General features: G+C 31.9%; 8 protein-coding genes. 4 read left to right on the top strand and 4 right to left on the bottom strand.

Annotated features, from left to right (window positions below):
• Positions 1-100 precede the first annotated feature (100 nt).
• Positions 101-1561, bottom strand: coding sequence for an IMP dehydrogenase (gene guaB / locus E4J94_RS00290; RefSeq protein WP_135834222.1), 1461 nt, complete (start codon positions 1559-1561; stop codon positions 101-103).
• 250 nt (positions 1562-1811) lie between these two features.
• On the opposite strand from guaB, the gene E4J94_RS00285 reads away from it, so the two are divergent.
• From E4J94_RS00285 to E4J94_RS00275, 3 genes are all read left to right on the top strand, one after another.
• Positions 1812-5396, top strand: a complete 3585-nt coding sequence (locus tag E4J94_RS00285) for a glycosyltransferase family 117 protein (protein ID WP_135833918.1) — start codon at positions 1812-1814, stop codon at positions 5394-5396.
• 189 nt (positions 5397-5585) lie between these two features.
• Positions 5586-6107: a hypothetical protein gene (locus E4J94_RS00280; RefSeq protein ID WP_135833917.1), complete on the top strand. Its 522-nt coding sequence runs from the start codon at positions 5586-5588 to the stop codon at positions 6105-6107.
• 204 nt (positions 6108-6311) lie between these two features.
• A complete protein-coding gene (locus E4J94_RS00275; protein WP_135833916.1) occupies positions 6312-6974 on the top strand; it encodes a porin family protein in 663 nt (220 codons plus the stop codon).
• A gap of 77 nt (positions 6975-7051) precedes the next feature.
• Here E4J94_RS00275 and E4J94_RS00270 read toward each other — a convergent pair whose 3' ends face one another.
• From E4J94_RS00270 to E4J94_RS00260, 3 genes are read right to left on the bottom strand one after another with little or no spacing between them, the layout of a single operon-like run.
• Entirely contained in the window at positions 7052-8263 is a 1212-nt protein-coding gene (locus tag E4J94_RS00270; RefSeq protein WP_135833915.1) for an ABC transporter permease, read from the bottom strand.
• Positions 8247-8888, bottom strand: a complete 642-nt coding sequence (locus E4J94_RS00265; RefSeq protein WP_135833914.1) for an ATP-binding cassette domain-containing protein — start codon at positions 8886-8888, stop codon at positions 8247-8249. The genes E4J94_RS00270 and E4J94_RS00265 overlap by 17 nt, the downstream gene beginning before the upstream one ends.
• Positions 8878-10497 carry a DUF4836 family protein gene (locus E4J94_RS00260; RefSeq protein WP_135833913.1) on the bottom strand — a complete coding sequence of 540 codons (1620 nt, stop codon included), beginning with the start codon at positions 10495-10497 and terminating at the stop codon, positions 8878-8880. The genes E4J94_RS00265 and E4J94_RS00260 overlap by 11 nt, the downstream gene beginning before the upstream one ends.
• Before the next feature lie 212 nt (positions 10498-10709).
• Here E4J94_RS00260 and ileS point away from each other — a divergent pair, with 212 nt between their 5' ends.
• Positions 10710-14117 carry an isoleucine--tRNA ligase gene (gene ileS, locus E4J94_RS00255; protein ID WP_135833912.1) on the top strand — a complete coding sequence of 1136 codons (3408 nt, stop codon included), beginning with the start codon at positions 10710-10712 and terminating at the stop codon, positions 14115-14117.
• Positions 14118-14120 lie beyond the last annotated feature (3 nt).

Here is a 14120-nt window from a genome sequence, read left to right as displayed (position 1 = left end):
ATATATAAAAAAACCACCTCGCACGAGGTGGTTTTTTTTGTGTCTAAATTAGAACAGACTAAATAAATTAGTCTGCCTTCTTTTTTATAATACTCTTTTCTTAATTCGAATAATTAGGAGCTTCTTTTGTGATCACAACATCATGTGGGTGAGATTCGTGTAGACCAGCACCTGTGATACGTACAAATTTTCCGTTTTCAATTAAATCTTGAATAGTTGGAGTTCCGCAGTATCCCATTCCAGCACGTAATCCACCGCATAATTGGTAAACAACTTCTGCAATAGAACCTTTGTGGGGAACACGACCTTCAATTCCTTCTGGAACTAATTTCTTCGCATCAGCTTGGAAATAACGATCTTTAGAACCACGTTTCATTGCAGCTAAAGAACCCATTCCTTGATATGCTTTGAATTTACGACCTTGGAAAATAATTTCTTCTCCTGGCGCTTCATCCGTTCCAGCGAATAAACTTCCTAACATCACCAAGTTTGCACCAGCAGCAACTGCTTTTACAATATCACCTGATAATTTGATCCCACCATCTCCAATAATTGAAACGTTTCTTGTTTTTGCATAAGAATGAACATCATGAATAGCAGAAAGCTGAGGTACACCAACACCAGCTACAACACGAGTTGTACAGATAGATCCTGGTCCAACACCAACTTTTAAAGCATTTGCTCCAGCATCAATCAAAGCTTTTGCAGCTTCTGCAGTTACAATATTTCCACCAACGATATCTAATTCAGGGAAAGCATTTCTAACTTCGGCTACTTTACTGATAACTCCCGCTGAATGTCCGTGAGCTGAATCTAACGCAACGATGTCAACACCTTTATTTACTAAAGCTTGAACACGCTCTAATGTATCTGCACCAACTCCTACACCTGCACCAACACGTAAACGACCTTTTGTATCTTTACATGCGTTAGGGAATTCAGTTAAATTATCGATATCCTTAATTGTGATTAATCCAATTAATTTATTGTTTTCATCAACGATTGGTAATTTTTCAATACGGTAACGAGAAAGAATTTCTTTTGCTTTCTTAAGGTCAGTATCAATATCAGAAGTTACGATATTTTCTTTTGTCATCACATCTTCTACTAATTGATCAAAGTTCTCTTGGTAGCGAATATCACGATTTGTAATAATTCCAACCAATGTTCTATCTTCCTCAACAACTGGTAAACCAGAGATTTTGTATTTCTCCATTAGGTTTACAGCGTCTTGTAACTTGTGATGACGAGATAAAGTAATTGGATCAGAAATCATTCCGTTTTCCGAACGTTTTACCATATCAATTTCATTCGCTTGTTCTTCAATTGACATATTTTTGTGAACAAAAGATAAACCTCCTTCACGAGCTAATGCAATCGCTAATCTTGCCTCGGATACAGTATCCATTGCAGCAGAAACTATCGGAATGTTAAGGGTGATATTGTCTGTGAATCTTGTTTGTAGAGATACTTGGTTCGGTAATATCTCTGAGTAGGCAGGCACTAATAACATATCGTCAAAAGTGAAGCCCGTTTGTAGAATTTTGTCTGTTAAAGGCATTGCTTTTTGCATTGCAAATTTAGATGAAAAAAGTTTAGAATCAAAACTATTTGAGAAAATATAATCAAGTTTTGAAGTATTTGATGTTTTGTTAATATGATTATTAAGTGATTACAAATAAGAAAAATAAGTTTTAAATAATCGTAAAATCATTATTGTATTAAAGAGATTCTAATCATAATTTAATCTTTTTAATCCTGAGGTATATCAAATTTTTATCTTATTTTCGCAAGATAGTTTATTGAATAAGATGGAGATAAATTTCAAAAAATGGAATAACACCTTAGGTTTAGCTATGTTCCTGATAGCCTCGGTTTTATACTTAGCAACAATGGAACGCTACCTAAGTTTATGGGATTGTGGTGAATATATTGTATCATCAGCAAAATTAGGGATTACACATGCGCCAGGTGCAGCTTTATTTCAAATTGTAGGAGCAGTTTGGTCAGGTCTAGCATTTGGAGATGGTAGCAAATATGCAATTTTAATTAATAGTACATCTGCTTTATACAGTGCAGGAACGATTATGCTATTGTTTTGGACAATTACGTATTTTGTTCGAAAAATGTTTGCAAAAACTCAAGATCCAATTAATGTAGATGCAATTGAGATGAATACTTCTCAAAAAATAATAGCATTAGGAAGTGGATTAGTTGGAGCAGCAGTTTTTATGTTTAGTGATACTTTTTGGTTTTCAGCAGTTGAAGGAGAAGTATATGCAATGGCATCTTTCTTTACAGCATTATTGTTTTGGTTGATAACAAGATGGGATCAAGTTGCTGATACACCGCGAGGAAACAAATGGTTAGTTATTATTTCTTTGGTGATTGGTTTATCAATTGGTGTCCACTTAATGGCAATGCTGGCAATACCTGCTGTTTGTTTTGTTTACTATGCTCGTAAATATAGATTTACAATCAAAAGTTTCTTAATTGCGAATGTAATTACATTAGTTATTTTAGCTTTTGTATTCAAAATAATTTTCCCAGTTGTAATGACATTCTTTGGTAGAACAGAGATTTATGTTGTCAATAATTTGGGAATGCCTTTCAATTCAGGAACAATTATCGCTACTATTATTTTAATTGCAATTTTCTATTTTGCAATTAAATTAACGCAGAAATATGGTTCAGCATTATTGAATACAATTTCGTGGTGTGTGATTTTTATGTTGATAGGTTTTTCTTGTTGGTTAGTAATTCCGATTCGTGCCAATGCGAATCCTCACATGAATTTAAATGATCCAGATACAGCTTTAGGAGTTTTAGATTATTTTAATCGTGAACAATATGGATCATGGCCAGTTATGTACGGACCTGTTTTTACAGCACATATTGCAAATGACGGGATTAAGCGTGATGCAAACGGAGCGCCAGAAAGTACAGTTCGTAGCTCTGAATATATTAAAGATAAACGCACAGGAAAATACTTGAAAGTTTCGGATCGTTTAGATTATACATATGATGATAAATATGTCAAGTTTTTTCCAAAAATGTTCAGTCCAGATCCTAGTATTATGGAAAATTATGCTGCAGTTTATGCTTTTCCAAAATTTTCTTTAAATGCACAATATGCTGGAGATCAAGAAGCGCAGAAAATGTATGCTGAATTGGTTGAAAAACGTCAAAATAGACAATTAAAAGTTGCTGAACTTAAGAAATATGGTGAGATTTTAGATATCGAACCACCAACGTTTGGAGAACAATTTAATTATTTTATCGATTATCAGATAAACTATATGTTTATCCGTTACTTTATGTGGAATTTCTCTGGTCGACAAAATGATTTAGAAGGTAATTTCGAAATAACAAAAGGTAATTGGATTTCTGGAATTCCATTTATTGATAATCCTCGTTTAGGAGATCAATCAAAATTACCAGATGAGTATAAAAATGATGGAACAAATGTATACTTTATGTTACCATTAATTTTAGGTTTAATTGGTTTATTTACACAATTAAATAGAAACTTTGTAAATTGGTGGGCATTATTATCATTATTTATTTTAACTAGTGTCGGAATTATTTTCTATACATCTGTAAAACCTTTCGAGCCTCGCGAACGTGATTATGCTTTGGTAAGCTGTTTTTATGCTTTTTCTATTTGGGTTGGATTAGGTGTGCAAGGAGTATATTTGTTGATTCAGAAATTAATGAAGAAAGAATTAAAACCTTCTTTAGCAATAGGAACAACTATAATTTTAGCTGGAATTCCAATTTTAATGGGAGCTCAAAACTGGGATGATCACGATCGTTCAGAGCGTTCAGTAGCCTATTCGTTAGCTTATAATTATTTAAATCCATTAGATAAAAACGCTATTCTTTTTGTATATGGTGATAATGATACGTATCCGCTTTGGGGATTGCAAGAAACGGAGAATTTCCGTGATGATATAAAAATAGCGAATTTAACATTAGCTGCTTCTCCATGGAATTTAGAACAATTGTTACGTAAAACGTATAATGCAGCGCCACTTCCAAGTGATTTGAAACCGAAAGATTATCAATCTGGAACAAACGATCAAATTTTTGTGGTAGGAGGTTCTATCAAAAATATTTTTGATCAATTGAATAGTTTCATCAAACCAGAATCTAATCAAACTTTGGAAACATTAAGTCAAATGCCAATTGAACAAGTTGCTCAATATTTAGCTGATCCAGAAATTGATCCTAATCAAGTGATGACAGTTTATAAAAACTTGAAACCATTACAAAAATATATAACAACAGATAGTATGACCGCTAAAGAAGCGATGGATTTTATTTTAAATAATAAATCTCCAGAGAAGCAAGCTTTAGCAGATTACTTTGGTTATTCAATTGGACAAGCAAACTATTTACCTGTTTCTAAAATTATAGTTCCAGTAAATAAAGCAAATGCTTTGAAGTATGGAATTGTAAGTGCAAAAGATGCGGATAAAATGGTAGATTCTATTACAATTAATATTAAAGCATCAAGTTTGTTTAAAAACAATTTATTATTGTTATCAATGATGGCGAAATATAATTGGGATCGCCCAATTTATTTTAGTGGAGGAGGAATTTCTGATCCAGAAAATACGTTCTATATGAATGATTATTTATTAAATGCTGGAATGAGTTATAAGTTAGTTCCAATTTATACACCTTTTGGTAAAGGAGGAATTATTGGAGCTTCTGATAATGATATGTTACTAAGAACATTTAATTCATATAAGTGGTCTGGGTATAATAATCCTGATGCATCTTTTAGTTTAACTGAACGTAATTATGCATCTACTTATAGAAATACTGCAGTTCGTTTAGCAGACGATTTGTTGAAAGCAGGACGTAAAAAAGAGGCAATTCAGGTTCTAGATAAAGTGATGTTAGAAATTCCAGCTTTGGCAAAATATGATATTGGTTATGGCGTAAGTAGAATTGCTGGAATTTATTTGAAAGCTGGAGAAGATAAAAAAGCACAAGAGTTGTTTGCGCATGTTCGTAAAGAAGCTAATGCAAAAATTGCTTTTTTCGAGTCGTTACCTTCAGGAAAAGGATATTCAATTGGTTCAGATTTAGCAGCAGCTAAAAATGATTTGATGATGTCAATTTACAACGAAGCTTCTGCATTAGGAGAAAGAGGTGATAAAGACAAAGCATTAAAAGTTTTTGAATCAGCTTATAATCCAGTTTTAAAAAAATTTGAAACTTTATATAAAGAAGTAATTGCAGATGGAAAAGTTGATGCAGCAGATCAAGCAAAAATCATGAATCAGTTTAATTATTTAGACGAAATGATTGGTGTAGCAGCAGAAATTGATACCAATTATGCGAAACAACAACAGAATATTTTATACAAAATGGTCGGACAATAAGTCAAATCAATAAAAACAGAAAAGCTCCTAAATAATTTTGGAGCTTTTTTTGTGAAATAAAGTTTTGAATATTAAGTAATTGTAAATTTTCACGAAATTTATCAGTTCTGAAATTTTAAGTTTGGCATACAAATTGAAATTATACAAATAAGTTTAACAAAATTGTAAATATTTTAAAACATTATAAAAATGAAAAAAGTATTATTAACAGCTGCTTTCGCAGTAGCAGGTATGGTAGGAGTGTCAGCTCAAACAACAGGTATAGAAGGAGGTGTTCATATTGGTATTCCAGTCGGAAGTGCATCAGATATTTCGTCTTTCAACTTAGGAGCTGATGTTGCATATTTACACCCAATTGCAAGTAATTTCAAATTAGGAGCAAAAGTTGGATATGATCATTTTATTGGTAAAGACTTAAAAATTAATAATCAAACAGTTTATACAGTAGAAGATTTCGGATTTGTTCCATTAGCAGCTACTGCAAAATATGAATTTAGTAATAACATATTTATCGGTGCTGATTTAGGTTATGCTTTTGCTACAAAAAGTGAAATGGACGGAGGTTTATTTTGGCAGCCTAAATTAGGATATTCTGCTGCTAACTTTGATGTTTATGCAGGATATAAAGGAATAGCTACAGATAGTAAATATTTGGATGGCAAAAAATTCAATGCTGATGCAATATCTGTAGGGTTTGCTTACAAATTCTAATTAAAGAACAACTTATAATTGATACAAGCTACATCTCTCGATGTAGCTTTTTCATTTAAATTCAATTCTTTAAATGTTAAATGTTTGAATTTAAACTATTGTTAGTCATTGTTTTAAGGTTTTTAAAGTATGGTTTTAACATTATTTGGCACAGCACTTGAAATTATGTATGCATCATAATTAGAACTATAAAATTTTAAAAAGATGAAAAAATTATTTTTTATTGCTGCTGCAATGTTAGGTGTTGTAAGTTTGAGCGCACAAGAAAAAACGACATCATCACAATTTGGTATCAAATCAAGTGTTAATATGTCTTCTTTTAACGGAAAAGATGTGAAAGATAATGATTATAAAGTAGGTTTTAGTGCAGGTGTTTATGGACATTTTCCTCTTACAGATCGCTTTGCAGTTCAACCAGAGGTTAATTTTACCAGAATGGGAGGAAAACACAAAGATGAAGTAACGGAAATAGGAAATACAACAGTAAAAAGTAAAAACAAAACAACTTTAGACTATATTCAAGTTCCTGTAATGTTTCAGTATTATCCAGCAGGTTCTCGTTTTAATGTAGAAGCAGGTCCACAATTTGGATTTAATATGTACGCAAGTAATAAAAAACAAATAAGTACATATGCTAATAATACAGTTTACACAACAGAAGAAAAATTTGATGAGAAAGATAACGTAAAGAATTTTGATTTTGGTGTTAACTTTGGTTTAGGATATAATGTAACTGATAATATCAATGTTGGAGCAAGATATTATATGGGATTGACTAAGATTTCTGAAAACACAAATAACGGAACTCAATTAGGACCAGATGTGAAAAATCATTCGTTTTCTTTCGGAGTAGGGTATTCGTTCTAGTCGAGAATATTTGAGTATAAATAAAAAGGATTCTGAAAAACTCAGAATCCTTTTTTATGCTTTTATAAAATTTAGTATTAATCTTTCAACGCAATTTTTTTGATCGATTGTGTCAAAATTATTTTATTAATGATGAATAAAATGATCACGATGATTAATCCAAAACCGATCACTTCCCAAACGTGAGAACTTTCTGTTGCCATAAATTTTCCGACTTTTTCTTTGATGATATCTAAAACAAAATAAACTAACGGAATCGAAATAATATAACTGATTAACATAAATATAATCGAAAATTTAAGATACGGACGAGCTAATTGATTGATGTTATATCCAATCAAAAATAAATCTTTCGTTTTATGCTTGTTCTTTTCAATCATCAATTGAAAATTAATAATCATCAACCAAATCGCTGCAAAAACAATGATTAAACCAATAAATAAAACCAACGAAAAAGCTAATTTTAGATAATACGTCAATTCATTATTTTTCAATTCATCTTTGTTGATATCATAATTTTGTTGCTCAAAATAAGTCGAAGCATTTTCATCACCTTGAGATTTTGTTTCAACAACAATTCGCGAAGGTTCTGTATTTTTTTGAGGGGCATACGTTTGATTTGCCCATTCCAAAAAGTTTTCAGGAACTAAAATCGTATTAATTTTTGTGGTAAAATCGACAATTTTCGCTTGATATACTTTCTGATTTTCTCCTTTTCCTAAAATCAATTGAAAAGGAATTTTAGTAAATAATCCTTCCGAAACTTGTGGTAAACCTTGACTTGTTGCAAAACCAAAATTGTACAAATTCAAATAACTTTTCGGGATAATAATCGGGATAAAATCTTGTTCTTCTTGCCATTTCCAATTTGATTCTTTTACATCAATGAAATCTTCAGGAACAGATTCAAAAAATAAATCAGTCGAAAAACCACGAATTCCAGCAACACCACCAACTTGCAATTTTACAGGAAATTGACTGCTTTTGAATGTTCCAACTTTTGCAACAAAATTCTGTGATTTCAAATCATTAATTTCATCTTCACTAAAACTTGGTTTTTCACCAGTCAACGTTTGTAAAGACGATATTTTTTTGTTTAAGACCACATAATTTGCTTTCCAAACTGAACTATCTTCTCCAAAATTTTTGGCATAATCCAAATAAATTGTTCCAGCCAAAATCAAGATGAAAAATCCAATGATTGAGAAAAGACAAAAGGTTGTAATTCGCAAGAAACTTAGGTTTTTACGAACTAATTTTTCGATTAAAGTTTTAGAGTTGAATGACATTTGCAAGGCGTTTATCGTGAATTTCGTGTAAGCTTGTAAAGATGATTCCAGCGTTATTTTTTGTAGCTTCTTCGGTAACCAAATCAATCAGAAGTTCTTGATTTACTTCATCTAAATGACTAAAAGGTTCGTCCAAAAGTAAAAAATCAAATGGTTGACAAAGTGCACGAATCACAGCAATTCGTTGACGTTGACCATAAGAAAGATGAATCGCTTTTTGATGTAAATGACTTTTTAAACCAACTTTTTCAATCCATTCAATAATTTGATTTTCGGATTGATGTTGCGTTAATACATTTTTTAATTGAATATTTTCCATCAAAGTCAATTCTTCAAACAAATGTAAACCTTGAAAAACATAGGCTATTTTTTCGCGTCTCATTTTTGTCCAATCATTCAAAGAATAATTCTTAATATTTTGTCCATCAAATAAAACTTCTCCGTCATAATCTTTTCTATCACCGTACAAAATATTAATCAAAGTCGATTTTCCAACACCAGAATGTGCAACGATTTGATAAATATTTCCGCTCGAAAAAGTGTATGTATTTTTCCAAATTTCAGATTGTTCGAACCCAAATTCTTTCAAAGGATGCGGAACAAGTTGACTGATTTTAATTTCCATTTTGTTGTGCAGCTTGATTGAAAAATAGTGAATAAGCTTGGTCTAAAAGTAAGAAAATAACTTCCAAACTATTTTTATCCGTCTTTTTCATATGTATTTTTCCTGTTTTTGTGTATTCATTCGAAACGCGGTAATCGATGTGATCAAAATAAGATAAAACCGTTTGCATTTCTTTTGTATTTCCGAACGGAATTTGTTGATAAATATAATTTTGAACTTCTTTTGGATATTGATCAAAATTTAAATTCACGTAACCAAACATCGGATTTGAAGCATTTGTAGCATATTCTGATGTAACAAAATTTGAAGAACTTACCATGTTGTTTAAATATTGATTCATGATCGATTGATTATTTGTGATGTACATCAAATTGTTTTTGTACGTCATATAAATCTTCATACTTGTAGAAATTGGTAACATATAATAAGGTCCAATTTTCTGAATATTTTCTTGATGAGATTTAATAAATTCGTTGAAGAAAAGATCATTTTTCATTTTTCCACCCAAAACAAATTGCGGATAAACTACCTGCTTAATAAAAGCTTCTTTCTTACCAAAAAAATCATTTGGATTGAATGCTTTTCCGATCTCAAAATCATAAACGCTAAACAATGCTTCGCCTTCAAAACTTTGTTCTAATTTGTTCAAATCGATTTCGTATTGCTCTAAAAAAGTAGTCAAGAAATTTTGATTTTCGAACACATATCGCGTGTTGGCAGGATAAATACCAAGTCCAATATTCATGTAACTTTGTGCAGGAAAATATTTAAAAAAATCAGTATTGATTTTTGATTTCCACATCGGATGTTTTTGCAATTCAACTTTTGTAATCGCATCTGGATGAAATTTCTGCGTAAAACTAATTCCGTCCGAAGTAAAGGAAATAAAATTAACCCAAGAACTTTTTGTAAAATCAAGGTTTTTCTTTTCAGAATTTTCATGTTTCGAGAAGTTTTTCAAAAAATTTCCAGTGTACCAAATGTTGATATCCTGCGAATTTTTGACAAAATCTCCAAAACTATTATTTTCCTTCGCAAGTGAATGTTTATCGTTGATAATTTTTGTAAAATAATCTTGAATCGCTTTTTCTCCAACACCAAATTCAGAAACAATCAATAAAAATTGAGATTTGTTCCAAGCCATAAACGGTTTATTGAATCCAGAGATCGTTGTAAAACCTTCTTTCTTTTCAAACGAAATATCTTTTTTGTATAAACCTTTGTAAATGGTTGGTAAATGTTTTTCAAATTGATCTTTGTCGCGCATATTTGTTATTAACGCAACCATGTTTTTTCCATTAATTTTTTGCCCAAAAAGGTAAATAGGACTGATAATATCTACGCCGGCAGAAGTTGGATTGTTTTTGATATCATTTAATAATTGATCAAAAGTTGGATCTTGATTTCTAAGTTCGCCTTCGGCTAATTGATAAATTTTGTATTGTTCTAATTTCTGAAAATTACCTTTTTCTGCAATTGATTTTGGATTTATCAACGCAACAAAATCTGCATCTGTTGGAATCAAAACCGTATAATCTTCGTTTTTGGAACAACTTGCAAAAAGCAAAATTAGAAATAGAATTGAGTAATATTTGAAGCCTTTTTTCATCGAAAAAATATCTTGAGAATTGTTGTTAATTATTTGGTTAATGCTGAATTAAATCTGAAATCATCTGATTTTTATTCAAGAATTGTTAAATCTGTAATATTGGGATAAATTTAAGCAATTATTAATATGATTTTCGTTTCTATAGCAATAAAAATATGTAAAAATTTCTTATATTCGCACTCCTTGATTTAGAAGAAATAAGAAAGAATTCGATGGCAAAAAAGTTTAGAGAATATAAGCACTTAGACTTGGTACAAGTCTCAAAAGAAACGTTAGAAGATTGGAAACAAAATAATGTTTTCGAGAAAAGTATTTCTACGCGCGATGGAAATCCATCTTTTGTGTTCTATGAAGGTCCTCCTTCTGCAAACGGAAAGCCAGGGATTCACCACGTTTTAGCACGTTCTATCAAAGATATATTTTGTCGTTACCAAACCTTGAAAGGAAAACAAGTTTTTCGTAAAGCGGGTTGGGATACGCATGGTTTACCAGTAGAATTGGGAACTGAGAAAGAATTAGGAATAACCAAAGAAGATATTGGAACTAAAATTTCAATTGAAGAATATAACGAAGCGTGTAAACGTACAGTAATGCGTTACACTGATTTGTGGAATGATTTGACTGAAAAAATGGGTTATTGGGTGGATATGGAAGATCCATATATCACGTATAAACCAAAATATATGGAGTCTGTTTGGTGGTTATTGAAACAAATCTATAACAAAGATTTGTTGTACAAAGGTTATACAATTCAACCATATTCTCCAAAAGCTGGTACAGGTTTATCTTCACACGAGTTAAATCAACCAGGAACTTATCAAGATGTTACGGATACAACGATTGTTGCTCAATTCAAAGTAAAGAAAGATTCTACAACTTTATTCAATAATTTTGATGGAGATGTGTATTTCTTAGCTTGGACAACAACACCTTGGACGTTGCCATCAAATACAGCACTGACAGTTGGTCCAAATATCGATTATGTTGTAGTTGAAACATTCAATCAATATACATTTGAGCCAATTCGCGTAATTTTAGGAAAACCATTGGTTGCTAAACAATTCGGTAAACCATATTTCTTAGCAGAAACAGAAGAAGATTTCAAAGTTTATGCGGCAGGAAATAAGACAATTCCTTATAGAATTGTAGGAGAATACAAAGGTGCTGATTTTGTTGGAACTCGTTATGAGCAACTATTACCTTGGGCGTTGCCTTACGAAAATGCAGAGAATGCTTTCCAAGTAATTCCTGGAGATTTCGTAACAACAGAAGATGGTACAGGTATCGTACATACTGCGCCTACTTTTGGTGCGGATGATGCGCGTGTTGCAAAAGAAGCTGGTGTTCCACCAATGTTGGTATTAGATACGCATGGAAATGCTGTTCCTTTAGTAGATTTACAAGGTCGTTTTGTGGCTGATTTACCAGAAGGTTACGGAGGTAAATATGTAAAAAATGAATATTACGATGATGGAACTGCTCCAGAAAAATCGGTTGATGTAGAGATCGCGATTTTATTGAAAGAGCAAAACAAAGCTTTCAAAGTAGAGAAATATAAACACAGTTACCCACATTGTTGGAGAACGGATAAACCGATTTTATACTATCCATTAGATTCTTGGTTCATCAAAGTAACGGATGTGAAAGATCGTATGGTTGAATTGAACAAAGAAATCAATTGGAAACCTAAAGCGACTGGAGAAGGACGTTTCGGAAACTGGTTAGAAAACGCGAATGATTGGAACTTATCTCGTTCACGTTATTGGGGAATTCCATTGCCAATTTGGAGAACAGAAGAAGGTGACGAAGTAACTGTAATTGGCTCTGTAGAAGAATTAGTTGCAGAAATTGAAAAATCAATTGCGGCAGGAGTAATGACTTCTAATCCTTTCCAAAATTTCGAAGTTGGAAATATGACAGAAGAAAACTATGATTTAATCGACTTACACAAAAATGTAGTAGATGAAATTACATTAGTTTCTGCATCTGGAAAACCAATGAAACGTGAAGCAGATTTGATTGACGTTTGGTTTGATTCTGGTGCAATGCCTTATGCGCAAATTCACTATCCATTCGAAAATAAAGAATTGATAGATAATGGAACAATGTATCCAGCTGATTTTATTGCAGAAGGTGTCGATCAAACACGTGGTTGGTTTTATACTTTACATGCAATTGGAACATTAGTTTTTGATTCGAAAGCATATAAGAATGTAATGTCAAACGGATTGGTATTAGACAAAAATGGTCAGAAAATGTCAAAACGCTGGGGAAATGCTGTGGATCCATTTGAAACATTGGCAACTTATGGTCCTGATGTAACACGTTGGTATATGATTGCAAACGCTCAACCTTGGGAAAACTTGAAATTTGATATTGCTGGAGTTGACGAAGTTCGTCGTAAATTCTTCGGAACATTATACAATACGTATTCATTCTTCACTTTATATGCGAATGTGGATGGATTTACATTTACTGAAGAGGAAATTCCTGTAAATGAAAGAGCAGAATTAGACCAATGGATTATTTCTGAATTGAATACATTAACGAAAAAAGTTGATGCGTTCTTATCAGATTATGAACCAACAAAAGCGGCTCGTGCAATTCAAGAATTTGTGATTGATAATTTATCAAACTGGCACGTTCGTTTATCAAGAAGACGTTTCTGGAGAGGTGATTATTCGAAAGATAAAATTGCAGCTTACCAAACATTGTACAAAGTTTTAGAAACAGTTTCAATTTTAGGTTCGCCAATTGCGCCATTCTTCATGGATCGTTTGTACAAAGATTTAAACGCTGCTACAGGTAAAAATGTAGCAGAATCAGTTCATTTAGCAGATTTTCCAGTTGTAGACGAATCATTAATTAAAGCAGAATTAGAAGAACAAACACATTTAGCACAAACGGCTACAAGTATGATTTTATCACTTCGTAAATTGAGTGATAATAAAGTACGTCAACCATTACAGAAAGTAATGATTCCTGTGTTGAATGATACGATGAAAGCTAATTTGGAAGCTGTATCAGAATTATTGAAACAAGAAGTTAACGTTAAAGAAATTCAGTTATTAACAAATGAAGAAGCGTCAAATCTTTTAGTTAAATCTATTAAACCTAATTTCAAGACTTTAGGTCCGAAATATGGTAAAGAAATGAAAGCTATTTCGGCTGCTACAGCAGAATTGACGAATGAAGAAATTGTTAAATTAGAGCAATCAGGTAAAATAGATTTGTTAATTGACAACAAAACATTAACTTTAGATTTGGAAGATTTTGAAATCGCTACGAAAGACATTCCAGGATGGACTGTAGCTTCTAATTCTATATTGACAGTAGCACTTGATTTACAATTAACTGAAGAGTTAATTAATGAAGGTGTTGCACGTGAATTGATAAATAGAATTCAAAATTTACGAAAAGAAACCGGTCTAGAAGTAACCGACAAAATTATACTTAACTTAAAAAATGATGAATCAATCGTAAATGCAGTCGAGCAAAACAAAGATTACATTTGTTCTGAGACATTAGCTGAAGATCTTGTTTTACAAGATGAAGTTACAAATGGGGCAGAGGTTGAAATTAATGGATTGATGACGCAAATTGCGATTACTAAATTGTAAGCG

This window comes from Empedobacter tilapiae (genome assembly GCF_004785645.1).
Classification (GTDB): domain Bacteria; phylum Bacteroidota; class Bacteroidia; order Flavobacteriales; family Weeksellaceae; genus Empedobacter; species Empedobacter tilapiae.
Note: the sequence above shows the minus strand (reverse complement) of the source record. Positions and strands in the feature narration are given on the sequence as shown.

What these genes read in the sequence shown, in the direction of transcription:
- E4J94_RS00280 (WP_135833917.1), top strand. Translation starts at nt 5,586, where the DNA reads ATGAAAAAAGTATTATTAACAGCTGCTTTCGCAGTAGCAGGTATGGTA.
- E4J94_RS00275 (WP_135833916.1), top strand. Translation starts at nt 6,312, where the DNA reads ATGAAAAAATTATTTTTTATTGCTGCTGCAATGTTAGGTGTTGTAAGT.
- guaB (WP_135834222.1), bottom strand. Translation starts at nt 1,561, where the DNA reads ATGCCTTTAACAGACAAAATTCTACAAACGGGCTTCACTTTTGACGAT.
- E4J94_RS00270 (WP_135833915.1), bottom strand. Translation starts at nt 8,263, where the DNA reads ATGTCATTCAACTCTAAAACTTTAATCGAAAAATTAGTTCGTAAAAAC.
- ileS (WP_135833912.1), top strand. Translation starts at nt 10,710, where the DNA reads ATGGCAAAAAAGTTTAGAGAATATAAGCACTTAGACTTGGTACAAGTC.
- E4J94_RS00285 (WP_135833918.1), top strand. Translation starts at nt 1,812, where the DNA reads ATGGAGATAAATTTCAAAAAATGGAATAACACCTTAGGTTTAGCTATG.
- E4J94_RS00260 (WP_135833913.1), bottom strand. Translation starts at nt 10,497, where the DNA reads ATGAAAAAAGGCTTCAAATATTACTCAATTCTATTTCTAATTTTGCTT.
- E4J94_RS00265 (WP_135833914.1), bottom strand. Translation starts at nt 8,888, where the DNA reads ATGGAAATTAAAATCAGTCAACTTGTTCCGCATCCTTTGAAAGAATTT.